The sequence below is a fragment of the Angustibacter luteus genome (assembly GCF_039541115.1).
In the GTDB taxonomy this organism is placed as follows: Bacteria; Actinomycetota; Actinomycetes; order Actinomycetales; family Angustibacteraceae; genus Angustibacter; species Angustibacter luteus.
The window spans coordinates 126,416-151,323 of the sequence record NZ_BAABFP010000004.1 but is presented as its reverse complement, the minus strand read 5'-3'; the positions used below and the strand labels follow the sequence as shown (position 1 = coordinate 151,323).

Annotated in this window: 17 protein-coding genes; 10 read left to right on the top strand and 7 right to left on the bottom strand. The window is 72.0% G+C overall.

Going from position 1 to position 24,908, the window contains the following annotated elements:
• Positions 1–66: 66 nt before the first annotated feature.
• The gene (locus ABEB17_RS07065; RefSeq protein ID WP_345715976.1) at positions 67–1,662 is read right to left on the bottom strand and encodes a 3-hydroxyacyl-CoA dehydrogenase; all 1,596 of its coding nucleotides are present in this window, start codon (positions 1,660–1,662) and stop codon (positions 67–69) included.
• Between the two features lie 54 nt (positions 1,663–1,716).
• On the opposite strand from ABEB17_RS07065, the gene paaN reads away from it, so the two are divergent.
• Positions 1,717–3,489: a phenylacetic acid degradation protein PaaN gene (paaN, locus tag ABEB17_RS07060; RefSeq protein WP_345715974.1), complete on the top strand. Its 1,773-nt coding sequence runs from the start codon at positions 1,717–1,719 to the stop codon at positions 3,487–3,489.
• 3 nt (positions 3,490–3,492) lie between these two features.
• Here the strand turns inward: paaN and ABEB17_RS07055 are convergent, their stop codons facing one another.
• Together ABEB17_RS07055 and ABEB17_RS07050 are read right to left on the bottom strand one after the other, a co-directional pair.
• Positions 3,493–3,882 (bottom strand): phage holin family protein, encoded by a 390-nt coding sequence (locus tag ABEB17_RS07055; protein ID WP_345715973.1) that lies wholly within the window; start codon positions 3,880–3,882, stop codon positions 3,493–3,495.
• A gap of 86 nt (positions 3,883–3,968) precedes the next feature.
• Positions 3,969–6,389, bottom strand: a complete 2,421-nt coding sequence (locus ABEB17_RS07050) for an immune inhibitor A domain-containing protein (RefSeq protein WP_345715972.1) — start codon at positions 6,387–6,389, stop codon at positions 3,969–3,971.
• Positions 6,390–6,593: 204 nt separating this feature from the next.
• Between ABEB17_RS07050 and hisC the strand changes: the two genes are divergently transcribed.
• From hisC to ABEB17_RS07025, 5 genes are all read left to right on the top strand, one after another.
• Entirely contained in the window at positions 6,594–7,682 is a 1,089-nt protein-coding gene (gene hisC / locus ABEB17_RS07045; RefSeq protein WP_345715971.1) for a histidinol-phosphate transaminase, read from the top strand.
• A gap of 260 nt (positions 7,683–7,942) precedes the next feature.
• Positions 7,943–9,391 carry a hypothetical protein gene (locus tag ABEB17_RS07040; RefSeq protein ID WP_345715969.1) on the top strand — a complete coding sequence of 483 codons (1,449 nt, stop codon included), beginning with the start codon at positions 7,943–7,945 and terminating at the stop codon, positions 9,389–9,391.
• Positions 9,392–9,651: 260 nt separating this feature from the next.
• Positions 9,652–10,815, top strand: coding sequence for a pyruvate dehydrogenase (acetyl-transferring) E1 component subunit alpha (pdhA, locus tag ABEB17_RS07035; RefSeq protein ID WP_345715968.1), 1,164 nt, complete (start codon positions 9,652–9,654; stop codon positions 10,813–10,815).
• A gap of 1 nt (position 10,816) precedes the next feature.
• Positions 10,817–11,800: an alpha-ketoacid dehydrogenase subunit beta gene (locus ABEB17_RS07030; protein WP_345715967.1), complete on the top strand. Its 984-nt coding sequence runs from the start codon at positions 10,817–10,819 to the stop codon at positions 11,798–11,800.
• A 15-nt stretch (positions 11,801–11,815) separates the two neighbouring features.
• Entirely contained in the window at positions 11,816–13,354 is a 1,539-nt protein-coding gene (locus tag ABEB17_RS07025; protein WP_345715966.1) for a dihydrolipoamide acetyltransferase family protein, read from the top strand.
• A gap of 81 nt (positions 13,355–13,435) precedes the next feature.
• On the opposite strand, the gene ABEB17_RS07020 is transcribed toward ABEB17_RS07025, so the two are convergent.
• From ABEB17_RS07020 to ABEB17_RS07010, 3 genes are all read right to left on the bottom strand, one after another.
• Positions 13,436–14,326, bottom strand: a complete 891-nt coding sequence (locus ABEB17_RS07020; protein ID WP_345715965.1) for an endonuclease domain-containing protein — start codon at positions 14,324–14,326, stop codon at positions 13,436–13,438.
• A gap of 134 nt (positions 14,327–14,460) precedes the next feature.
• On the bottom strand, positions 14,461–16,140 hold the full coding sequence (locus tag ABEB17_RS07015; RefSeq protein ID WP_345715964.1) for an MDR family MFS transporter: 1,680 nt from the start codon (positions 16,138–16,140) through the stop codon (positions 14,461–14,463).
• Entirely contained in the window at positions 16,137–16,625 is a 489-nt protein-coding gene (locus tag ABEB17_RS07010; protein WP_345715962.1) for a MarR family winged helix-turn-helix transcriptional regulator, read from the bottom strand. The genes ABEB17_RS07015 and ABEB17_RS07010 overlap by 4 nt, the downstream gene beginning before the upstream one ends.
• 120 nt (positions 16,626–16,745) lie before the next feature.
• Between ABEB17_RS07010 and ABEB17_RS07005 the strand changes: the two genes are divergently transcribed.
• From ABEB17_RS07005 to ABEB17_RS06995, 3 genes are read left to right on the top strand one after another with little or no spacing between them, the layout of a single operon-like run.
• Positions 16,746–18,836: a bifunctional copper resistance protein CopD/cytochrome c oxidase assembly protein gene (locus ABEB17_RS07005; protein WP_345715961.1), complete on the top strand. Its 2,091-nt coding sequence runs from the start codon at positions 16,746–16,748 to the stop codon at positions 18,834–18,836.
• Positions 18,833–19,651 (top strand): carbon-nitrogen family hydrolase, encoded by an 819-nt coding sequence (locus tag ABEB17_RS07000; protein ID WP_345715960.1) that lies wholly within the window; start codon positions 18,833–18,835, stop codon positions 19,649–19,651. Before ABEB17_RS07005 ends, ABEB17_RS07000 begins: the two co-directional genes overlap by 4 nt.
• Entirely contained in the window at positions 19,651–19,926 is a 276-nt protein-coding gene (locus tag ABEB17_RS06995; protein WP_345715959.1) for a hypothetical protein, read from the top strand. Before ABEB17_RS07000 ends, ABEB17_RS06995 begins: the two co-directional genes overlap by 1 nt.
• 4 nt (positions 19,927–19,930) lie before the next feature.
• Here the strand turns inward: ABEB17_RS06995 and ABEB17_RS06990 are convergent, their stop codons facing one another.
• Positions 19,931–22,789: a hypothetical protein gene (locus tag ABEB17_RS06990; protein ID WP_345715958.1), complete on the bottom strand. Its 2,859-nt coding sequence runs from the start codon at positions 22,787–22,789 to the stop codon at positions 19,931–19,933.
• A gap of 131 nt (positions 22,790–22,920) precedes the next feature.
• On the opposite strand from ABEB17_RS06990, the gene ABEB17_RS06985 reads away from it, so the two are divergent.
• Positions 22,921–24,801, top strand: a complete 1,881-nt coding sequence (locus ABEB17_RS06985; protein ID WP_345715957.1) for an NHL domain-containing thioredoxin family protein — start codon at positions 22,921–22,923, stop codon at positions 24,799–24,801.
• Positions 24,802–24,908: the final 107 nt, after the last annotated feature.

Below are 24,908 nucleotides of genomic sequence, written 5' to 3'. Positions count from 1 at the left end.
TCCGCGCTGCGGCGGGCCAGGTCGTCCAGGCCGTCGAGGTCGTCGACGTCCGGCCGCGGCCCTGGCTCAGCCACGCCGGCCGCCCGCCTGCACGTCGCGCAACCGGGCACCCGCCCGCGACATCCGCAGGAACGCCGGGCTCGGCCGGTAGCGACCGCTGGGGAAGGTGCTGTGCAGCTCGCGCAGCATGATCTCGACGTCGACCCCGGCGGCCTCCAGCCGGTCACCCCACTGCAGCGGGCCGGAGGGGTAACCAGTGCCGAGGATCATCGCGACGTCGACGTCCTCCGCCGAGGCCTCGCCGCGGGTGACGAGCTCGACGGCCTCGTTGACGAGCATGCAGACCGTGCGCGCCACCACGCCGCCGGGACTCTCGCCGACCACGCTGACCTGGACGCCGGCCGCCTGGCAGAGCCCGACCGCGGCCCGCAGCGACTCGTCCGGGCAGTCCGCCGACGCCGACAGCGAGACCCGGGTGCAGGTCGCCGCGTCGTGCGCCCAGTCCAGCAGCACCGCGCCGGAGGCGTCCTGGGTCCAGCTCTCCGACGCCAGCTCGCCGCCCGCCTCGCGCAGCAGCGCGCCACCGGGCAGCTCGATCCCGGGGACGTCGTCGTCGACCAGGTCCTCCTCGTCCAGCAGGATCCGCTCGATGCTCACGCCACCCGCCTCGATCCGGCGCAGCAGCTCGCCCATCACCGGGAAGCCGTCGCCGTCCTCGTCGTGCCGCAGCACCACGCGGTCCGGAGCCGGCCGCGGCGGCTCGGTGGACGGCGTCGCGTCCGTGGCCGTGCCGCCGTCCCCGTAGGTGAAGACGCCGCGCCCGCTCTTGCGGCCCAGCCGCCCGGCGTCCACCAGGCGCTGCTGGAAGACGGTCGGGGCGTAGCGCGGGTCGCCGAACGTCTGCTGCCAGACCGACGTCGAGACGGCCAGGTTGACGTCCTGGCCGACCAGGTCGGTGAGCTCGAAGGGCCCGAGCGGGAAGCCGCCGGCCTCGCGCAGCACGGCGTCGATGGTCGCCGGGTCGGCCACCCCCTCCTCGACCATGCGCTGGGCCTCGCCGTAGTACGGCCTGGCCACCCGGTTCACGATGAAGCCCGGGGTCGACGTGCAGACCACCGGGGTCTTGCCCCAGGCGCGGGCCAGGTCGACGGCCGCCTCGACCACGGCCGGGTCGGTGGCGTCGCCGCGGACCACCTCCACCAGCCGCATCCGGTCGGCCGGGTTGAAGAAGTGCAGGCCGACCACCCGCCCGGGGTGCGCCAACGGTGCCGCGATCGCCGTCACCGACAGCGACGAGGTGTTGGTGGCGAGCAGCGCGTCGGCGGTCACCACGGCCTCGACGTCCGCGAAGAGGGCCTGCTTGACGTCGAGCCGCTCGGCCACCGCCTCGATCACCACCGCACACGCGCCCAGGTCGGCCACGGACCCGGCCACCGAGAGCCGGGACGCGGCGGCCGCCGCCTCGTCGGCGTCCAGCCGGCCCTTGGCCGCGAGGCCGTCCAGCTTGCTCCGCAGCCCGTCCACCGCGGCCGCCGCAGCGCCGTCGCGCACGTCCAGCAGCCGCACCGGGTGGCCGGCCTGCGCGGCGACGAGTGCGATCCCCGCGCCCATCGTGCCGGCGCCGACCACGGCGATGGGGGAGTCGGGCTGGACGAGCGTCACTCGGGGTCCTCCTCGGTGCGAACGGGGACGAGCGGGGCGGCTAGGGTCGAACGCATGAGTGCAGAGCCGCACGCAGGAACCTACGCCCACGAGGCCGTCCTGCCCCACCCCCACCCGGTGCCGGAGGCAGCCCCGCCGGCCGCCCGCGAGCTGGTCGCCAAGCACCGCGAGGCGCTCGACGAGGCCCTCGCAGCGGTCACCAGCCGGGGGTACCTGTCCCGCTATCCCGAGTCGCCGTCACCGCGGGTGTACGGCGAGGGCGCGGCCGAGGCCGGTGAGCAGGCGTTCGAGGGCCACCTGACCCGCGACTTCGCCGAGCTCGACGACCAGCCGGCCACCGACGGACGGGTGGGCGACGAGGTCTCGCCGTACGGCCCCACGCTGCGGATCACCTACCCGCACCAGGACGTCGAGGGCCTGATGGCGGCGGCGCAGCACGCGATCCCGGCCTGGCGGGACGCGGGCGCCGAGGTGCGCGCCGCCGTCTGCGTCGACGCGGTGGACCGGATCCACGCGCGCTCCTTCGAGATGGCGCACGCCGTGATGCACACCAGCGGCCAGCCGTTCGTGATGTCGTTCCAGGCCGCCGGGCCGCACGCGCAGGACCGCGCGCTCGAGGCCATCGCCTACGCGCTGTTCGAGCAGCGCCGGGTGCCGTCGTCCGTGGTGTGGGAGAAGCCCGCCAAGGGCGAGCCCGTGCGGATGACCAAGGACTACCGGGTCGTCCCGCGCGGGGTCGCGCTGGTGATCGGCTGCAACACGTTCCCGACCTGGAACTCCTACCCGGGCCTGTTCGCCTCGCTGGCCACCGGCAACGCCGTCGTGGTCAAGCCGCACCCGCGCGCGGTGCTGCCCCTGGCGATCAGCGTCGCGGCGATCCGGGAGGCCTTGCGGGCCGCCGGTTTCGACCCCGACCTGGTCACGCTCGCACCCGAGGCGGACGGCGAGGGGCTGGCCAAGACGCTCGCGCTGCACCCGGCCGTCAAGGTCATCGACTACACGGGCGGCCCGACGTTCGGGAACTGGCTGGAGCGCGAGGCCGGCGCCGCGGGCAAGGCCGTCTACACCGAGAAGGCCGGCGTCAACACCGTGGTGATCGACTCGATCCCGGACCTGCGCGGTGCGCTGGGCAACCTCGCCTTCTCGTTCACGCTCTACAGCGGCCAGATGTGCACGACGCCGCAGAACGTCTACGTGCCAAGGGCTGGCGTCGACACCGACGAGGGGCACGTGTCCTTCGACGAGCTCGGCGAGAAGCTGGCTGCCGCGATCGGCCGGCTGACCGGCGACGACGCCAAGGCCGTGGAGCTGTTGGGTGCCACCGTGAACGACGGCGTGCGCGAGCGTGCCGCCGGGCTGGCCGCGCTCGCGTCGTCCGCGGGTGGCCGGGTCGTGGTCGACTCGCGTCAGGTCGCGCACCCGCGCTACCCCGACGCCGTCGTCCGGACGCCGGGCCTGGTCGCCCTCGACGTGACTGCGGAGTCGACGTACTCGCAGGAGTGCTTCGGCCCGGTGGCCTTCCTGGTGGCGACGGACTCGACCGAGCAGTCGCTGGCCACGTTCCGGGACACCGTGCGCGAGCACGGCGCGATGACCGCGGCGGTCTACTCGACGTCCGAGCAGGTGCTGGACGACGCGCGGGACGCCGCGGCGGACGCCGGGGTCGCGCTCAGCGAGAACCTGAACGGTCAGGTGTTCGTGAACCAGACCGCGGCGTTCAGCGACTTCCACGGCACCGGCGCGAACCCGGCCGCCAACGCCGCGTACACCGACGGTGCCTTCGTGGCCAGCCGGTTCCGCGTCGTCACCAGCCGCCGCCACACCTGAGCGCTAGGCCTTGACGTCGTCGGGCAGGATCGCGTTCAGGATCATCTGCACGATCGTCAGGATCAGTGCGGCCCAGATCGCCGTCCACCAGAACTCGTCGATGTGCAGCTCCAGCGGCGTCGCCTTCGACAGCCACGCCACCAGCTCGAGGAGCGCGGCGTTGATGATCAGGGTCAGCAGGCCGAGCGTGAGGATCACGAACGGTAGGGCGATCAGCTTGACGAACGGCTTGATGAACGTGTTGACCAGGGCGATGATCGCGCCGATCACCAGGTAGGCCAGCAGCTTGTTGGCGGTGGTGTCCTTGGTGCCGGTCACCACGATGCCGTCGAAGAGGAGGTCCGTCAGCCAGATCGCGACGGAGCAGACGAGGACGTTGATCACGAAGCGCATCAGCGCATCCTGGCAGAAACGACGACGGGCCGGGAGGTGACCACCTCCCGGCCCGTCGCGGCGAGCTCAGCTCGTGACGGCGTGCGTCACTTGGTCGAGCTGATCTTGATCTTCATCGAGGTGCCGTCCTGCTTGGTCACCTGGATCTTCACGCCCGCGTTCGGCACCTTGACGCCGGTCTGCGGGATCACCGAGCTCCAGTACGACTTGCGGTCGTCGAAGGTCGGCACGGCGTTCTGGCCACGGATGTAGCTGGCCTGGCCGTTGATGTGCAGAGTGAACGAGTCGGCCTTCTGCAGCGAGAAGGGTGCGTCGTACACCTGCACCCGCGAGCGCCACGGCAGACCGTCGATCCGGTAGATCGGCGCCGGGTGGGCGTCGATCGGCAGGACCAGGCCCTCACCGTTGTGCTGGCTGGTGTTGTTGTCGGACTGCGAGGTGTCCCAGTAGTTGACCAAGAGGCCCTGCTGGTACTTGAAGTGCTCCACGAAGTCCGGCTTGGTGTTGGCGAACCCGAAGTTGTACGGGCCCGACTCCAGCCAGCGGTCGTACGAGACGTACGAGCGGTTCGACGCGATGTAGTAGTTCGCGAACGAGTTCGTGACGCTCGCACCGACGCGGGAGAAGCCCGCGGCGGTCCACGCCGGGTCGAGGGTCTCGGCGCCGTCCGTGAACACCGTCGCGCCACCCGAGGTGAGCGTGATGTCGTCCAGGAACAGTCCACTCCAGCCGAGGTCAGCGTCGGGCTGCCCCTGCTGCGCGCCGTCCGAGGTGTACCGGTAGCGCACCTGCACGGTCTTGCCCGCGTACGCCGACAGGTCGGCGGTCAGCGGCGCGTAGGTGGCCTGCACGCCGTCGATGCCGTTGCTGACGTCGCCCGGGTCGTCGGCCTCGCTGGCCGAGGTCTTCACCGATACCCAGCCGCTGCCGTCGTTGACCTCGACGAACGCGTAGTCGCACTGGTCCGGACCGCAGTCCTCGATGTTCCACCGGGCCTTCGCCGACAGCGTCGACGTGCCGGCGGCGAGGGTCACCGTGCGGGCCAGCGTGGTGTTCAGGTCGTCACCCTGACCGCTGAACCACTGCTGGGTGCCCGACGCCGGGGCGCCGAGATCCGTGGTGATCTTCTTGGCGGGCAGCGGGACGACGACGGCCTGGGCCTTCTTGGAGTTGTACTCGTGCGGGCCGAGGTCCAGCGTTCGCTTCGTCCCGGCGGGCACGATCTCGTAGTCCAGCCAGCCGAGCTGGAGCTTGTCCCACGCGGACAGGTCGCCCGGTCGGGTCCCCAGCGCCTCGCCGGGCGCGTTCAGCCGGCTCTGCGCCATCAGGTTCCAGTACTCGACGCCGTTGTCGCCACCGTTGGTGTCGTAGTGGTCCGGCAGGCCGAGGTCGTGGCCGAACTCGTGCGTGAACACGCTGAGCCCGCCGTTCTCGGGCTGGATGGTGTAGTCGCCGACCCACAGGCCGGTGTCACCGATCTGCGCGCCGCCCCGGAGGTTGCCCGAGGGGCCGGCCGATCCGGCGCCGGTCTGGACCGCCCAGCGGTGGCTCCAGATGGCGTCCTCACCCTGCTGCGGGTCACCGTCGGCCTGGTCGCCGCCGGCGTGCACGATCTGGAAGTGGTCGAGGTAGCCGTCCGGCTCGTTGAAGTTGCCGTCACCGTCGTAGTCGTACCGGTCCCACTGGTCGTAGGAGGCCAGGTCGGCCTTGATCTGCGCGGTGGTGCGACCGGCGGCCTTCTGGTCGACGACCCACTGGTTCACCGCGTCGCGGACGAGGTCCCAGGTGTTGGCGCAGACGATGCCCGCGCAGGGGAAGCCGTTGCTGCGGCCGTAGCGGGCCTCGTTGTACTTGACCTTGACCCAGTCGGTGACCTCACCGCTCACGGTGTACCGGCCGGACGACTGCTTCTTGTAGTAGGACGCGACGGAGTTCTCGCCCTTGCCGAAGTAGAGGTCCTGGTAGTGCTGCTTGTTGTAGTCGGCCTGCCAGACGGTCGAGTTGTCCTGAGCGCGGTTCGGCTCGGGGATGGCGTTGTGCAGGGGGCCCTCGAACGTGGTCGGCCCGGCGGTGGTCGGGTCGGTGTCGACGTCGCCGTAGCGCGGGTCGATGTCGGTGCCCCGCTCGTTGCCGAACTCCGCCAGGATCACGAAGATCTTGTCGGACTTCTCGCGGGCCAGCTCGACGTACTGGTCCTTGGTCTTGGCGGCGACCTTCTGCCCCTTCTTGCGGGACGTCGCCTCCTTACCGACCTTGACGTAGGTGCTGCCGTTCTTCGTGATCGGCTTCGCCTTGCCGGCGAGCACGTCGTTGAGGGCAGCCTCGCGCAGATCGCGACGCTTCGACTCCTGTGGGTTGCTCAGCTCGTCGGAGACCGCGGTCGGGCTCTTGGCCTTCGACGGTGCTCCATTCACGGGTGGTGCGGCTGAGGCGGGGGCGAGGCCGATGGCTACGCCCGCGCCGGACGCGAGCACGAGGCTCACGACCCCCGCGGTGACCTTTCGCACGAGATGGTCTCCATTCGATGGTGCGTTGACGGGATCGAGCACGCCCACGGTTCGTTGCAGCGGGAACCGGGGGCGACCTGCGCCAACGTAGGGGCGAGTCGGACGACACGGAAGGTTGAAACCGGATAAAAGTTGGTCAATCCTCATGATCGTTACGCACTGCTACCAATCAACTACGTTCGGTCCTGCTCTAGGGTTTGAAACATGACCGACGACGACGTCCAGGTGCGGCTGCGGCGCACCCTCGAGGCCATTCCCGCGTACGTGCCCGGCAAGCCGGCGCAGCCGGAGGCCGGCCAGACGACGTACAAGCTCTCGTCGAACGAGAACCCCTACCCCCCGCTCCCGGCCGTGCAGGCTGTCGTCGAGCAGACCGCGGCCTCGATGAACCGGTACCCGGACATGTTCGCCACCGGGCTGGTCCAGGCCATCGCGGACCACCTCGGCGTCCCCGCGGAGTACGTCGCGACCGGCACCGGGAGCGTGGGAGTGCTCGGCCAGATCGTGGCGGCGACCTGCGGCGAGGGCGACGAGGTCGTCTTCGCGTGGCGGTCCTTCGAGGCCTACCCGATCGTGGCGCACGCCGCCGGCGCCGTGCCGGTGGCCGTCCCGCTCACCGCGGACGCCCGGCACGACCTGCCCGCGATGGCCGCGGCGGTGACCGACCGGACCCGACTCGTCCTGGTCTGCACCCCCAACAACCCGACCGGGCCCGTCGTGCACACGGCCGAGCTCGTCGACTTCCTGGACCAGGTACCGCGGGACGTGCTCGTCGTCATCGACGAGGCGTACGTCGAGTTCGTCCAGGACCCGCAGGCTCCCGACGCCCTCGCCCTGCTGCGCGAGCGACCCAACGTGGCGGTGCTGCGCACCTTCTCCAAGGCGTACGGCCTGGCCGGGCTGCGGGTCGGGTTCGCCGTGGCGCACCCGCCGGTGGCCGCCGCCCTGCGCAAGACCGCCGTCCCCTTCGGCGTCTCCGGGATCGCGCAGGACGCGGCGGTGGCCTCGCTCGCCGCGTCCGCGGAGCTGGCCGAGCGCGTTCAGGCGCTGGTGATCGAGCGTGAGCGAGTGGTCACCGCCCTGGCCGGTCAGGGGTGGCAGCTGCCGGCCACCCAGGCGAACTTCGTCTGGTTCCCGCTGGGCGAGGACACCCCGGCGTTCGCGGCCGCCTGTGGCGAGGCCGGGCTCGTCGTCCGGCCGTACGCGGCGGACGGCGTGCGCGTCACCATCGGGGAGACCGCCGCGAACGACCGCCTGCTCGAGGTGGCCGCGGCCTGGCGCGTTCGGGGCTGAATCCCGCGCACCCGCCGCCAGCCGGTGGGACGCTCCGTCCAGAACTACCTGAAGTCGGGCTCAAGGTTCCGGCTGGACCTGCCGAAGTAGTGCTGTCGGGCCATGAGATGGCTAGTCCGTATGGGGCATAGGCGACAGCCCCTGGAGCATCTAGTCTGGTTCTCAGGAATCACTGACAGCGTTCGAGCAGTAGCGTACGGTCATTCAGGAAAGGGGTCGGCTGGACAGCCGCCCTCCTAGACGCCACCGGGGGCGATTTCATGGGAGCAGCGAAGACGCTGCCGCGCACTCGCGCGAGCCATGTCCTCCGCGTCCGCTCCAACGGCTCCGCCGCCGCGCTCGCCGCGGTGACGTCGATCGCGTTGGTCGGGGCAGCCGCCCTGGGGTTCAGCCAGAACGCCATCACGTTCGGCGCGTCCGATGGCCAGGACGGGTTCGACGGTCCTGGCGTCGTCCGCGCGATCGAGGTGCCGCAGCCGAGCCTGGGTGCGGGATCGTTGACCGGCGGCGCCGCTGCCGGAGCCTTCGGTGGGTCCGGTGGCCTGGGTGGGCCCGGGATCCCGGCGGTGGACCTCCAGCCGCTGACCAACTACCCGCCCACCACGCCCGCGGTGTCGACGTCCGGTTCGTCGGGCTCGTCGTCGAAGCCGACGCACACCTCGAGCCCGGCCCCCACGCACACCGCCAGCCACTCGAAGCCCAAGCCCCCGCGCCCCCGCCCCCCGCACCCGACCCCGTCGACGCCGGCGTTCTCGGTGAAGTTCAGCGCGGACCAGGTGGACGACGCGACCAAGGTCGTGAACAAGAAGGTCAAGTCGGCGCTGATGTACGTGGCGGGCCGCGACCACGAGCTGCGCGACCAGGTCAACAAGGCGACGGCCGTCCTCGACACGTCTCTGAAGGCGCCCGTCGAGGCCGCCATGACCAGCGCGGCCAACGCGGCGTACTCCGCCGCTCTGCTGGCGTCCAACGACGGCGCCCCGCAGTGGTGGATCAACCAGACCGCGAAGCTCACGTTCCAGGCGACCCTCCCCGCAGCGCTGAACGACTCCGTCGCGCAGGTCGTGACGGACGTCGTCACCACCCAGGCTCCGGACGTCGCCACCGGGACCGGTGCGCTCGAGCAGCTCGTTCAGGTGGCCACCGCCGGCGCCAGCGCCGGCGTGGCAGACGTGTCGACCGAGACCGTGGTCACCGCGGTCACCGACACCATCGCGGACCCGGCGTCCACCCCGACGCCGACCGACCCCCCGGTGACCACGACCCCCACGACCGACCCCACGACGCCGACCACCGAGCCGACATCGCCGACGACCGAGCCGACGACGCCGCCGAGCACGCCGTCCGACACCCCCACCGAGTCGCCCAGCGCGCCCACCAAGGACCCCGTCGAGACGCCCAGCGCGACCCCGACGAGCGAGCCGACGGCGTCCGCTTCGGTCGCCCCCTCTGCCGAGCCGACGACGGCGCCCGCGGCACCGCCCGCCGGTGACGGCGCCAGCACCTCGCCCGAGCAGGGCCCGGACGCGCCGTCCGGCGACAGCAAGCGCGACGGGCACGCCCCGCAGCAGCCCGCCAACGTCTCCGGCTCTGCCGGGCAGCAGGCCGGACGCCGCAGTCACGGCGGCGAGGGTGACGACGACGAGGCCGCACCGGCCGACGAGACGACCCCGGGAACGCACCGTCCCCGCGGCCGCCACCGCGCCTGACCGATCCTCCCCACGCTGGCCCCGATCGGTCCGCCTGCTGAGACGGCGACGATCCGCGCGCGTCACCCCTTCGGCGTCCGGCCCGTTCGCTCGGGACGCATCCGGGCAGGTACGTTGTCTCCTTGAACGGCCGTGACCCGCGCCACAGCGGTCACTGCTGCACCGACGTCCGTCCGGGCCATCCTCCGGCCGTGCGGCGGCACCACTGGTCAGTTCCCGCGACGGGTCACCCTCGCGCGGGGTCGACGAAGGAGAACCACGTGACCGACAGCGTCGTCGGGAGCGAGGTCGGCGTCAGCACCATCGACGGCGGCCCCGATCTCGTCCAGCTGCTCACCCCCGCCGGTGAGCGCGTCGAGCATCCCGAGTACTCGCACTACGTGGCTGACCTGCAGCCCGAGGACCTGCGCGCGCTCTACCGCGACCTGGTGCTCGTGCGCCGCGTCGACGCCGAGGCGACCGCGCTGCAGCGCCAGGGTGAGCTGGGCATCTGGGCCAGCCTGCTCGGCCAAGAGGCCGCCCAGGTCGGCTCCGGTCGGGCCATGGCGCCGCAGGACTACGCGTTCCCGACCTACCGGGAGCACGGCGTCGCCTGGTGCCGCGGGGTCGACCCGCTGAACCTGCTCGGCCTGTTCCGGGGCGTGAACCACGGCGGCTGGGACCCGAACGAGAAGAACTTCCACCTCTACACGATCGTGATCGGCGCGCAGACGCTGCACGCGACCGGCTACGCGATGGGTATCCAGCGCGACCACGCGGTGGGCACCGGCGAGCCGGGCCGCGACGCCGCCGTCATCGCCTACTTCGGCGACGGCGCCACCTCGCAGGGCGACGTCAACGAGGCGTTCGTCTTCGCCGCGGTGCAGAACGCGCCGGTCGTGTTCTTCTGCCAGAACAACCAGTGGGCGATCAGCGAGCCCAGCGAGCGGCAGACCCGCATCCCGCTCTACAAGCGTGCGGCGGGCTTCGGCTTCCCGGGCGTGCGGGTGGACGGCAACGACGTCCTCGCCGTGTACGCGGTGACCAAGGCGGCGCTGGACAACGCGCGCAACGGCAACGGCCCGACGTTCGTCGAGGCGTTCACCTACCGGATGGGCGCGCACACGACGTCCGACGACCCGACCCGCTACCGCGTCTCCGCCGAGGTCGAGGTGTGGAAGGAGCGCGACCCGATCTCCCGGTTGCGCGCGCACCTGGTGGCGAACGGCATGGCGGACGAGGACTTCTTCAACGCCCTCGACGCCGAGTCCGACGAGCTCGCCGCGCACGTGCGGCAGGGCTGCCTGGACCTGCCCGACCCCAAGCCCCTCGACATGTTCGAGCACGTCTACGTCGACGAGCACCCGTTGGTCGCGCAGGAGCGCGCCGAGTTCGCCGAGTACCTGGAGTCCTTCGCGGATGCCGGCCACGAGGGAGGGCACTGAGATGGCGCAGATCAGCCTGGCCAAGGGCATCAACACCGGCCTGCGCGCGGCCATGGAGGCAGACCCGAAGGTCCTCATCATGGGTGAGGACATCGGCAAGCTCGGTGGCGTCTTCCGGGTCACCGACGGCCTGCAGAAGGACTTCGGCGAGGACCGCGTCATCGACGCCCCGCTCGCCGAGTCCGGCATCATCGGGACGGCGATCGGCATGGCCCTGCGCGGCTACCGACCGGTCTGCGAGATCCAGTTCGACGGCTTCGTCTACCCTGCCTTCGACCAGATCGTGTCCCAGCTGGCCAAGATGCGGGCGCGCTCGCTCGGCAAGATCAAGCTGCCCGTCGTCGTCCGGATCCCGGTCGGTGGCGGTATCGGCGCGGTCGAGCACCACAGCGAGTCGAACGAGGCGTACTTCGCGCACACCGCGGGGCTGCGCGTCGTCTGCTGCGCCGACCCCGTCGACGCGCACTTCATGATCCAGCAGGCCATCGCCAGCGACGACCCGGTGATCTTCTACGAGCCCAAGCGGCGCTACTGGGAGAAGGCCGACCTGCCCGAGGACGCGACGCTGGCGGGCGCGTTCCCCCTGCACCAGGCCAAGGTCGTCCGCGAGGGCGAGCACGTGACCGTGGCCGCCTACGGGCCGATGGTCAAGACCTGCGTCGAGGCCGCCACAGCGGCCGCGGAGGAGGGTCGCAGCATCGAGGTCGTCGACCTGCGGTCGCTGTCCCCGCTGGACGTCGACACGATCGCCGCATCGGTCGAGAAGACCGGCCGGTTGGTCGTCGTGCACGAGGCGACGACGTTCCTCGGCATGGGCGCCGAGGTGGCGGCCCGGCTGAGCGAGCGCTGCTTCTACCACCTCGAGGCGCCCGTGCTCCGGGTCGGCGGCTACAACCTGCCGTACCCGCCGAGCAAGCTCGAGGAGGAGTTCCTGCCGGACCTCGACCGGGTGCTCGACGCCGTCGACCGCTCGCTCGCGTACTGAGGAAAGGACGGACACGTGCCTGATCTGAAGCAGTTCCGCCTGCCCGACGTCGGAGAGGGTCTGACCGAGGCCGAGATCGTCACCTGGAAGGTCAAGCCAGGCGACACCGTGCGCACCAACGACATCGTGGTCGAGATCGAGACCGCGAAGTCGCTGGTCGAGCTGCCGACCCCGTTCGCGGGAGTCGTCGCCGAGCTGCTCGTCGCCGAGGGCACCACCGTGGACGTCGGCACGCCGATCATCTCGGTGGACGTCGACCCCACGGGTTCGGCTGGGCCCGGCACGCCGGAGCCGGAGTCCGCGGGCGGTTCGCACCGGTCGCCGGAGCCCCCGGGCGCCGTCGAGGGCGCGACCGACGTCGACGAGGCACCCGAGGAGGGCGCCATCGAGCCCGGCCTGATCGGCGGCCCGGCCCCGGGTGGGCGCACCTCGGTCCTCGTCGGCTACGGGCCTCGGACGACGTCCGCCAAGCGCCGTCCGCGCAAGGCCAACGTGGACACCTTCAGCGAGGAGGGCGTCAAGCCCGTCCGCCACGGCGGCTTCGAGGTCGGCCGGATGGTGTCGCAGGAGCTCGCCGAAGAGGCCGAGCTGCCCCCGGTCGAGCCGCACCGGGCGCCGCACGCCGACCTGCCTGGTCACCTCGGGCACGACGAGCAGCCCGTCGCGCACGTCCGCGCGCTGGCCAAGCCGCCGGTCCGCAAGCTCGCGAAGGACATGGGCGTCGACCTGACGTCGGTGACCCCGAGCGGTCCCGGTGGGGTCGTCACGCGCGAGGACGTGCAGGCGCACCTCGAGGGTGCGACGTCCGAGCCGGGCGTCGTCGCTCCCGCGGCGATGTCGCCCGCACCGGGTGAGCGCGAGACGCGGGTGCCGATCAAGGGCGTCCGCAAGATGACCGCGCAGGCCATGGTGGGCTCGGCGTTCACCGCGCCGCACGTCACGGAGTTCGTGACGATCGACGCGACCCGCACCATGAAGCTCGTCGAGCGGCTGCGGGCGGACCGCGAGTTCCGCGACGTCAAGGTCTCGCCGCTGCTCATCGTGGCGAAGGCGATGCTCATCGCGGCGAAGCGCAACCCGCAGATCAACGCCGCCTGGGACGAGGCGAATCAGGAGATCGTGGTCAAGCACTACGTGAACCTGGGCATCGCGGCGGCCACTCCTCGGGGGCTGGTGGTGCCGAACATCAAGGACGCGCACCTGCTCTCGCTGCGTGAGCTCGCAGATGCGCTGGCCGACCTGACCGAGACCGCGCGCGCCGGGCGGACCCAGCCGGCCGAGATGTCCGGCGGCACCATGTCGATCACCAACGTCGGCGTGTTCGGCGTGGACACCGGGACGCCGATCCTGAACCCCGGCGAGGCGTCGATCCTGTGCATCGGCCAGATCGCGCCGCGGCCGTGGGTGCACAAGGGCAAGCTCGCCGTCCGGCAGGTGACGACGCTCGGGCTGAGCTTCGACCACCGGTTGGTGGATGGCGACCTCGGCAGCCGCTTCATCGCGGACGTCGCGGCCGTGCTCGAGCGCCCCGAGAAGGCCCTCGTCTGGGCCTAGCCCCCCGCGCTCGCCGCGTCGAAACCAGAGAAGTGGGGCACCTGAGTCACCTCAGGTGCCCCACTTCTCTGATCTCGCCGACTACTTCGACCGTGAGGCGATCGCAGCGCTCACTCGGGCGACGGTGACGGCGGGTGTGAGGTGGACGTCGACCGAGGTGACCTCGATGACGATCCACCCGGCGTCCTCCAGCAGTCTTCGCCTCGTCTTGTCGCGCAGCCACTGCCTGCGGTCGGTGCGGTGGTGGTCGCCCTCGTACTCGATGGCGATCTTCAGGTCCGGGTAGCTGAGGTCGGGGCGGGCCAGCCACACGCCGTCCACGACGACGTCGCGGTTGGCCACCGGACGCGGCAGGCCGGCCCGGACGAGCAACAGACGGGTCCTCGTCTCCATCGGAGAATCGGTCGCGGGCTCCAGCAGCGGCAGCGCTCGGTGCAGCCGTCGAACGCCGCGACGTCCAGTCAGGCTGCCCACCAGCATCGTCAGCTCGGTCTGTGTGACCAGACCACGGCGAAGGGCCGCATCCCCCACGACGACGAGCTCGTCCACCGGAAGCTGGGTGGCCAGCTCGGCCCAGCACTGGGCGGCTGCTCGGATGGGAAGTGCGTGGTCGTCGTCGACGCCGGACAGCAGGTTGCTAGCGAGGTGGATCTCCATGCCCTGGCGGCGAAGGCCGTGGGTCGCCGTCGAGACGTGCAGGGGGCCGTCCCGCCAGTGACCCGGCACCGGCAGCGCATGTATGCGGGCGGCCGTTGCGTGGCTGAACACAGAGTCCTTCGGCAGCACCAACGTCGCCGCTAGGCAGCGCGTCGTCAGGGTGTCCTCGAACTCGACGGGGATCCGGACGCCTCGGAACGGGGTGCGAAATCGGTTGCCGCGCAGGACGTCGCGCGACGCCCCGAGAGCGAGCGCCTCCGCGACGGTGAACGGTCGACCGATGAGGGCCGTCGGGAGCTCGCTCTGGCTGGGCATCGCCCGACCCTGGCAGAACGGCCTGCCGCGCGTCGTCGGCCATCCACAGGCCGCGGCGAAACCAGAGAAGTGGGGCACCTGAGTCGTCTCAGGTGCCCCACTTCTCTGATCTGAGCGTGGCCAGCGGGTGGTGCTTAGAGCGCGGGGCCGGCCTCGAGGGCGGCCGCGTCCCGCTCGGACTGGGCGGCCTGCAGACCCGACTGGGTCCGCAGCTCGTTGGCCGGCAGGAAGCAGACCACGACCAGGCCGATCGCCACCACGACGGCGGCGCTCAGGAACACGAGCTGCATCGAGTCCGAGAACCCGACCAGGAACGGGTGCGCGAGGCGCGAGTCCAGGCCGTTCAGGAACGACGAGTCGTTCAGCGTCGAGCTGGAGCCACCCACGGCGCCGGACTTGAGCTGCTTGGCGAACTCGGCGTTCTTCGGGTCCGTGAGGGCCGCGATGAAGTCCGGGCTGTTCTTGGCCGCCGCGAACGACGACGCGATGTTCTTCGGCAGGCTGCTGAACAGGATCGACAGGAAGATGGCGACGCCGAGCGTGCCACCGATCTGCCGGAAGAACGTCGCGGACGCCGTGCCGACGCCGATGTCGCGCGGCGAGACAGCGTTCTGGATCGCCAGCACCAGCGGCTGCAGGCAGTTACCGAGGCCCAGGCCGAAGATGAGCATGACGATCATGGTCTGCCAGATCGGGGTGTCCGCCCCGACCTGCGCGAACAGCAGCAGGCCGACGAGCATCAGCGAGGCGCCGATGATCGGGAACACCCGGTACTTGCCCGTGCGGGAGATGATCTGGCCGGAGACGATCGAGCCGGACATGATGCCCAGTGTCAGCGGCAGGAGCTGCAGGCCGGCCTCGGTCGGCGACGAGCCCTTGACGATCTGCAGGTAGAGCGGCAGCACCGAGACGCCACCGAACAGGCCCATGCCCAGCACGACGTTGGCGACGGTGCTGATCGAGACGGTGCGGTCCTTGAACAGCCGCAGCGGGATCAGCGCCTCGTCGCCCATCGACCGCTCGGCGAGGAAGAACGCGGCGACGCCGATCAGGCCGATGACGTAGCAGGTGATCGCCCAGCCCGAGTCCCAGCCCCACTCGCGGCCCTGCTCGGCGACGGTCAGCAGCGGGACGAGGCCCACGGTGAGCGCGACGGCGCCCTTCCAGTCGATGCGGTGCGGGTGCGGGTGGTGCGCGATGTTCAGGGTGTGGTTGACGACGAACAGCGCCAGGATGCCGATCGGCACGTTGACGAGGAAGACCCAGCGCCACCCGGTGATGCCGAGGATGGTCGCCTGCCCGGCGAAGAAGCCGCCGACGACCGGGCCGAGGACGCTCGAGGTGCCGAAGACGGCCAGGAAGTACCCCTGGTACTTGGCGCGCTCACGCGGCGGCACGATGTCGCCGATGATCGCCAGCGCCATCGAGAACAGACCGCCGGCGCCGATGCCCTGCAGCGCGCGGAACCCGGCGAGCTGGTACATCGAGGTGGCGAACGAGCAGGCGAGCGACCCGACGACGAAGACTGAGATCGCCGTGATGAACAGCGGCTTGCGCCCGTAGATGTCGGAGAGCTTGCCGTACAGCGGCGTCGTGATCGTCGAGGTGATCAGGTACGCGGTGGTCACCCAGGCCTGGACGGACAGCCCGTGCAGGTCGTCGGCGATCGTGCGGATCGCGGTGGCGACGATGGTCTGGTCGAGGGCGGCGAGGAACATGCCCATCATCAGGCCGACGAGGATCGTCAGGATCTGGCGGTGGGTGAGGCCTCCGTCATCGATGGACTCGATGGACGCCGTGGCGTCGGTGGTCATGCGGTCTCCTGGGTATCGAGTTTGTTCATGATGCGCGGGCGGTGACGTTCGAGGTCGGTGCTGAAGCGGTCGAGCAGGGCGGCGAGCTGGCGGACGTCGTCGGCCTGCCAGTCCACGAGGACGCTCGTGATGAGGTCGTCGCGCTCGTCCCGCATCTCGGAGAACAGCGCGTGGCCCTTCTCGGTGGCCACGAGCTGGACGGCGCGGCCGTCGTCCGGGTCCGGACGGCGCTCGACGAGCCCCGCGTCGACCAGGGACGCCGTCTGCCGGCTGATCGTGGACGGGTCGGCGCACACCACGTCGGCCAGCGAGCTGGAGCGCATCGGCTCACCGTGCTTGACCAGGTGGAAGAGCAGCACGAACGAGGACGACTCGACGCCGTGGCGCTGCTTGGACGTCGCGTGCGCGCGCAGGACGCCGATCTGCCGGGTGAGCCGGACGACCTGGTTGCCGAGCTCCGCGGCGGCGGGCCTGAGGTCGGACACAGCGGAGCCCCCTCTTCGTCGCTCTAGTGATTAGTTGCTTGATACAAGCAACCGACCAAGAGTGCCCCGGATTCCGCCTCCAAGGCAAATCCGTTCCGGACCGACGCTTACGCTGAGCACATGGCCGCCTCTGCTTCGCTCCCGCGCGGCCTGCGCCTGACCCGGATCGCCGCGACCATCACAGCGGCCGCCCTGCTGGCCTGCGTCCTCGGCCTACTGCTCACCGGCGCGAGCGACGCGCTCACCGTGGACGACGCCGGCGCCCTCACCCGCTGGGGACTGCCCGTCGCCCGCGTGCTCAACGACGTCGCCGCCTCCCTGACCGTCGGCCTGCTCGTGCTCGCAGCGGTGGCCCTACCCGCCGGGCCCGGACGGCGCCGCCGCGGCTCTGGGTCGCCGACGTCCGGCGTCCGGCACGCGCCGTCCCCGGTCATCGACGGGCCGTCGCTCGCCGTCGTCCGGCTGGCGGGCGCCACGGCGCTGGTGTGGGCGGCGGCTGGCGCCGTCGTGCTCGTGCTCAGCTACGCCCGCCTGTCCGGCGTCGCGCCGGGCGCCCCGGGGTTCTCCGCGCAGCTCGGGAGCTTCCTCACCCAGATCGACCTGCTGCGCGCGCTGCTGATCAGCTCGCTCGTCGTCGTAGTGGTCGCCACCGGCGCGATCGTGGCCACCCGCTTCAACACGGTCGGCTGGATGGCGGCGCTCGCCGTCGGCGCCCTGCTGCCCGTCGCGCTCACCGGGCACGCCGCCGGCTCCACGGACCACGAGCTCGCCGTCGACAGCCTCGCGTTCCACCTCGTCGGCGTCACCGTCTGGGTCGGCGGCCTGGCAGCCCTCATGCTGCTGCGCGCCGCGGTCACCGCCGGGGACCTCGACGTGGTCGTCGTGCGCCGCTACTCGAGCCTGGCGCTGTGGGCGTTCGTGGCGGTCGGGGCGTCCGGGGTGGTCAACGCCTGGCTGCGCCTGGGCGGCTGGTCCGGGCTGTCCACCCGCTACGGGGTGCTGGTGCTGGCCAAGGTCGTCGCGCTCGTCCTGCTCGGCCTCGCCGGGCTCGCCCACCGCCGCCGCACGATCGCCCGGATGTCCGCGGCCGCTACCGACGCCCAGCCGGCCCGGGCGGGCTCGCAGTCCGCGTTCTGGCAGCTGGTGGCCGGCGAGCTGGTCGTCATGGGCGTCGCGATCGGGGTCGCCGTGGCGCTCGCGAACAGCGCACCGCCGCGAGCCGAGGACGCCGGCGGCGACGCCGCGCTGGCCCTGACCGGCTACCCGATGCCGGCGCCGCTCGAGGCGATCACCTGGCTCACCTCCTGGCGGCTCGACCTGCTCTGGACGACGGTCGCCGTCGTGCTGCTCGGCCTGTACGTCACCGGCGCGGTGCGGATGGCCCGCCGAGGGGACGGCTGGCCGGTCATGCGGACCGTCTCGTGGGTGGTCGGCTGCCTCGTCCTGGTCTGGGCCACCGGCGGCGCTCCCGGCGTGTACGGCCGCGTGCTGTTCAGCGCGCACATGCTCGGCCACATGACCATGTCGATGGTCGTGCCGGCGCTGCTGGTGCTCGGGGCCCCGGTCACGCTGGCGCTGCGCACGCTCAGTCCGCGCCACGACGGCAGCCGCGGCCCCCGCGAGTGGTTGCTGGCCGTCGTCCACTCGCGGGTGCTGGCGGTGCTCGGTCACCCGCTGGTCGCGGCAGCGCTGTTCGCCGGCAGCCTGATCGCGTTCTACTACTCGCCGCTGTTCGAGCTGTCGCTGCGCACCCACACCGGGCACGTCCTGATGCACGCGCACTTCCTGCTGGTCGGGTACCTGTTCGCGAACGTGCTGATCGGTGTCGACCCCGGCCCGGCCCGCCCGCCGTACCCGATGCGGCTGCTGCTGCTGTTCGCCACCATGGCGTTCCACGCGTTCTTCGGCGTCGCGCTCATCCAGGGCAGCCAGCTGCTCGCGCCCGAGGTGCTGGCGTCGATGGGGCGCACCTGGGGACGCAGCCCGCTGGCCGACCAGCAGTACGGCGGCGCGATCGCCTGGGGGGTCGGCGAGCTGCCGGTGCTGCTGCTCGGCATGGGGATCGCGATCGCCTGGGTCCGCTCGGACGACCGCGAGGCGCGCCGGAGCGACCGCCAGGCCGACCGGGACGGCGACGCCGAGCTCAGCGAGTACAACGCCCGGCTCGCCCAGCTGGCCGGGCGCAACGACGACGAGGAGGTCCGCCGGTGAGGGTGGCCGTGGTGCAGGTCGGGTACGGCGACGGCGAGCCGGTGGCCGAGCGCACGGACCGGGTGGCCGCGATGGTCCGTGGCCTGGCGGGTCACGACCTGGTCGTGCTGCCCGAGCTGTGGGCGCCCGAGGGCTTCGCGTACCGCGGCTGGGCCGAGCGGGCCGAGGGGCTGGACGGGCCGACGATGACGGCGATGGCCGCCGCCGCCCGCGACGCCGGCGTGGTGCTGCACGCCGGGTCGATCATCGAGCGCGCGGCCGAGGGCGCCGACCCCGGCGCGCAGGGCCGCGGGCTGTGGAACACCTCGGTGCTGCTCGGCCCGGACGGCGCCCGGCTGGCGACGTACCGCAAGGTGCACCGGTTCGGGTTCGGTGAGGGTGAGCCGCAGCTGCTCGAGGCCGGCGAGGACGTCGTCACCGCGGACGTCCCGCGCCCGGCCACCGCCGGCGACGACGTCCGGGTCGGTCTGGCCACCTGCTACGACCTGCGCTTCCCCGAGCTGTTCCGTCGGCTGCTGGACGCGGGGGCGCGGGTCGTCCTCGTCCCGGCCGCGTGGCCGGCTGCCCGGGTCGCGCACTGGACGCTGCTCGGCCAGGCCCGGGCGATCGAGGACCAGGTGTTCGTCGTCGCCTGCAACACGGCCGGGACGCACGCGGGTCACGCCATGGGTGGCTTCAGCCAGGTGGTCGGGCCGACCGGTGAGGTGCTGGCCGAGGCCGGCGAGGGTGAGCAGGTGCTGTCGGTCGAGCTGGACGTCGACGGCCTGGACGGTGTGCGGCAACGGTTCCCGGTGCTCGACGACCGGCGGCTGTGATGGGGTTCTACCTGGTCGTGGCGCTGGCCTGCCTGGTGCTGATCGCGGTCTCGTGGCGCCGCTCGGGCTCGATGACGAACTACGTGATGTTCACCGGCGCGCCGATCGTCTGGGTGCTGCTGGGTGGTTCCGCGTTCATCGCCGGGATGCTCGAGCGCTCGGACCCCGAGACCGCCCGCGACGTCTTCACCGGCGGGTTGATCGGCACCGGCTTCGTGCTGGTGGTGCTGATGCGCCGCAGCCTGCGCGCGCACAAGGACGACCACCAGGACTGACGACCTAGCGGCGGACCACGATGCCGTCGATCGCCACGTACCTGCTGCTGGTGCTGGTGATCAGCACCGAGCGGGTGCCCGACGTGTGCGCTGGCAGCCAGAGGACCACGCGGTGGGCGACCTTCTTGCTGTACAGGCTCACGCGACGGGTGTACGGGCCGAAGCCGACCTCGACCGATCCGCAGGTCGGGCACGTGGTGACGACGAGGGCGATCCGGCTGCCGTGGATCTCCGGTCGGCTCAGGCTCCGGCCCGGGGACCGCGCCACGGAGAGCGTGGACCGGAAGGCGCCGGACTGGACGGCCCGGCTGAACCCGTACGAGTTGAGGCCGCGGTCGTCGAGGGGGGTCATCACGCACCGCTCGGCGCTCCACGGGCCGACGTTGCCCGCCCGGTCGCGCGCGCGCACCGACACGCAGCGGGTGGTGCCGGCCGCGGTCGCCGTGACGAGCGACGGGGTACGCAGGCCCTGCCACCTCGACGGCTGGACGTACACGGGGCTGCCGGCCAGTCCCTCGGCCTGCCACTCCCGGTAGCGCGCGTCGTAGGACCACAGGCCGCTGCCGCCCGTGTCCTGACCCGTCCAGCCGACCCGGACGGAGCCCATGGTCACGGTCGGCAGCGCCGAGAGGGCCGCCGTCGGTGCCGTCACCTCGACCCGCCATGTGGCTGCGGCGGTGGAGGTGTTGCCGGCCGGGTCGGTCGCCGTGACCCGCAGGGTGTGGGCGCCGGCGGCGAGGTGCTGGAGGGCCAGCGGCGACCTGCACGCGGTGGCGGGTGCGCCGTCCAGGCTGCACCGAGACGTCACAGAGCCGGCCCGGTCATCAGGGTCGTTGACCACGAACGGGATCGAGGTGGTGGATGCGGTCCAGCCCGGGGAGGTGGTCGTCGCACCTGGTGTCGGCAGGGACACCCCTGGCGCCCGGGACGACGACGGCTCGAGCCAGGACGGTGCGGCGCCCAGGGCTGCGTGCACGGTGCGCAGCGTCCCGTCGGCCTCGCGCACGACCGAACCGCTGGCGCCGTACTGACGGGCGACCATCCGCGTGCCGGTCCGGTCCCAGCGCGGGGAGTGGATGCCGGCCATCGCCCAGAACGCGGCGGACGTGGTGGAGCCGGGCCGGATGACCCGGACGACCGACGCAGGCGTCTGATCGCCGACGACGTAGGCGATCGACCCGTCGCGGGAGACGTCAGCGGAGGTCACCCCGGCGGTCCCTGGCAGCGTCTGCCCCCAGGTGCCGCTGGCCAGGTCCAGCCAGCTCAGCCCCGTCAGCGTGAACGTGGACGCGAACATCAGCACTGAGCGTCCGTCGGGCGAGAAGCCGGCAGGGGTGCAACAGGTCGGCAGTGGGGTGACCTGGCCGGAGGAGAGGTCGATCCGGACGGCCTCGTGACGTCCGTCCGAGGCGACCGCGAACGTGCTGTCGGGCGACACGCGCAGCTGCCGGAGCACGTCGGCGGTGGTGGCCAGCTCGTGCCACTCCTGCCCCGACGCGTTCGTGGTGCCGAGGACGGCGCGATGGTCTGCTCGCGTACCCGCGACCACGAGGTGGTGACCATCCGGAGTCTGCTCGACGGCGGCCACGGCGACGCCCGGGGCGTCGACGAGCTCGGAGGTGCCGAGCAGCGGCGCATCCTCGATCGGACGGACCTCGTCGCCGCTGAGGATGCCCTCGGGCGCGACTGCGAGCCGCACGGAGTCCGTCGCCGGGAGCTCGGCGACGGTCGTGCGGGGGATGAGCCGCAGGGTGACGGTGCCTCGCTCCGGAAGACCCCGGACCAGGGTCGGCGTGCTGAAGGGAGCGACTCCCGCCGGGACCCAGCTGTCGCCGTCCAGCCGCTCGACCAGGATGTCACGCGGGAGGCCGGCGCCGGTCTCCACCGGGGCGCCGTCGATTCCCTGCCAGTCGACCTGCGCCAGTCCGGGCACGGCGAAGCCGTCCACGATCTCGACGCCGGTCTCCTTCGCGACGACCTGCCAGGTCGCCGAGGCCGCGACGTCGGGGAGCTGCGCGTCGTCCTGGCCGTCCGGTCCGGCGCCCGGCGCTGTCCCCGGGTCCGTGCTGCGCACCCGCAGCTCGGCGCGTTCTTGGCCGGTCCACGCGTCGTCCGCGTACGGGGTCGTGGTCTCGATCGCGCAGCTGGCGCCTGGCGCGAGCTCGCCGACGCAGCTGTCGGCGTCCACCGCGGTGCCCGACCGGTCGACGCTCGCCGCGAGGACGTGGGCCGGAGCGGTTCCGTCATTGCTCAGAGTCCAGGTCACGACGTGCGGGGTGCCGAGCACGGCGCGTGCGCCGGGGCTCGGTGGGGTGAGTCGCAGCCAGGGTGCGGGGGCGCGATCGACGCCGGCAGGCGAGACCTGGACCACCATGACCTGCTCGTCGAGCCTGGTGCTGCAGCGCCAGCGGAACGCGGCGGTCAGCGAACGCAGCAACCCGTTGTCGTCGTAGGCGACCTGGGACACGTCGACCTTGCCGGTCATCGGGTAGTCCCCGGAGCAGCTCGCGGTGTACGGCAGGTTCGGCCAGAACGCCACCTGTCCAGGCCCGGGGGTGGTGTTGGTGTCGACGACGTCGTGGACGCCGGTGCCGGGGATCGGCCCGATGACGGCCACCGGGTCGCTGGAGCCCAGCGCGAGCCGGTTCAGGCTCGGCGCCCACTCCCACGGTCCGACGCCGGTGGTGGTGACCTGCGCGACCAGCTGACCGCTGCTGCCAGACGCCGGACCGGACCAGATCCGGACGACGCGCTGAGCGGGGTCGTCGGTCGCGGGTGCATCCGACGCCTGGGCCGGGGACGCGAGCAGCGTCCCGCCGAGGAGGGCGGAGAGGACGACGGCGACGAGCCGACCAGCGGACATGACCTTGCCTTTCAGGAGCCGGCGGTACGCCGTTCGCTGGCAGGCTAGTGCAGCGGCCCGACCTGCCGGGTGGATTCTGCCGTCCTGTCTGGTGTCGGCCCCGCTGGGCCCTCGCTTTACGATGGGCGCCCATGAACTCCGTCACGAACCTCCGTAGCGCTCGCGTGCGCGCACCCGAGCTGGCCGGCCGTGGCTGGCTGAACACCGGTGGCGAGCCGCTCTCGCTGGCCGGGTTGCGCGGCAAGATCGTGCTGCTCGACTTCTGGACGTTCTGCTGCGTGAACTGCCTGCACGTGCTGGACGAGCTGCGTCCGCTCGAGCAGGAGTACGCGGACGTGCTGGTCACCATCGGCGTGCACTCGCCCAAGTTCGAGCACGAGGCGGACCCCGAAGCACTGGTCGCGGCCGTCGAGCGCTACGAGGTGCACCACCCGGTGCTCGACGACCCGGAGCTGTTGACCTGGAAGGCTTTCGCGGCCCGGGCGTGGCCCACGCTGACCGTCGTCGACCCGGAGGGCTACGTCGTGGCCCAGCTGTCCGGTGAGGGGCACGCGCACGGGCTGGGCGTGCTGCTCGACGAGCTGGTCGCGGAGCACGAGCAGAAGGGGACCCTGCACCGCGGGGACGGTCCGTACGTGCCACCGCCCGCGCCGTCCACCGCCCTGCGCTTCCCGGGCAAGGTCGCGGTGCTGCCCGGCGGCACGTTCCTGGTGAGCGACAGCGCGCACCACCAGCTCGTCGAGCTCGAGGCTGACCTGGTCACCGAGCGGCGTCGGATCGGTTCTGGCGCCAGGGGTTTCACCGACGGCGCGGCCGCGACGGCTGAGCTCAGCGAGCCGCAGGGACTGCTGGTGCTACCGGAATCCGTTGCGGCACAGGTGGGCTACGACGTGCTGGTCGCCGACACGGTGAACCACGCCCTGCGCGGTCTGTGGCTCGAGGACGGCTCGGTGACGACCGTCGCGGGCACCGGACACCAGCTGCGCCAGCGCACCGGTGCTGGTCCGGCCACCGAGCAGGACCTGTCCTCCCCGTGGGATCTGGCCTGGTTCGACGGCGCCGTCGTGGTGGCGATGGCGGGCACCCACCAGCTGTGGCGGTTCGACCCGGTCGCGGGCACCGTCGAGGTGCTGGCCGGTACCAGCGCGGAGGGCATCCGGGACGGTGGCGCGCGCGACGCCTGGTTCGCCCAGCCATCGGGGCTGGCCACGGCCGGCGACGGCGAGCGCCTGTGGGTGGCGGACTCCGAGACCTCCGCGCTGCGGCACCTGCACCGCCGCGAGGTCGACGGCTCGCCGTACGAGGTGCTGACGGACGTCGGCACCGGGCTGTTCGACTTCGGGCACGTAGACGGCCCGGCGGCCGACGCCCTGTTGCAGCACCCGCTGGCGGTGACCGCCCTGCCGGACGGCTCGGTGGCGGTCTGCGACACCTACAACGGGGCGGTCCGCCGGTTCGACCCGGCGTCCGGGGAGGTGACCACGTTGGCCACCGGCCTCGCCGAGCCCAGCGCCGCCGTCCTGGAGGTCCCGGACGGCACCGACCCGGTCCTCGTGGTCGTCGAGTCGGCCGCGCACCGGCTCACCAGGGTGGCTGTGCCGGCCGACGCCCAGCGGGTCGACGGTGGCGCCCGGCGCACGCAGCGCCCGCCCACGGACCTGGCGCCCGGCGAGGTCGCGCTGGGCGTGAGCTTCGTGCCGCCGTCCGGGCAGAAGCTCGACTACCGCTGGGGCGACCCGACCCAGCTCACGGTGAGCGCGACGCCGCCGGCCGCGCTGGTCGAGGGCGACGGGACCGCCCGCGGGCTGACGCGCACGCTGCGGCTGGCCGAGGACGTCGACGAGGTGGTCCTGCACGTGAGCGTGCAGGCGGCCGCGTGCGACGGTGACGAGCTGACCGGCGAGGTCCCCGACGGCGCCGCGTGCCACCTGTACCAGCAGGACTGGGGCATCCCGGTGCGGGTGCGCGCGGGGGCGCCGTCCGTGCTCGAGCTGCACCTGCGCGGCACCTGAGCGGGCCTGCCGAGTCACCCGGATGGGCGTGTTCGACGTGCGGTCCGGGGTCCGACCCCCGACACTCGGGGACGACGAGCCGCCGAACGGTGGCCGCACAGGAGGAG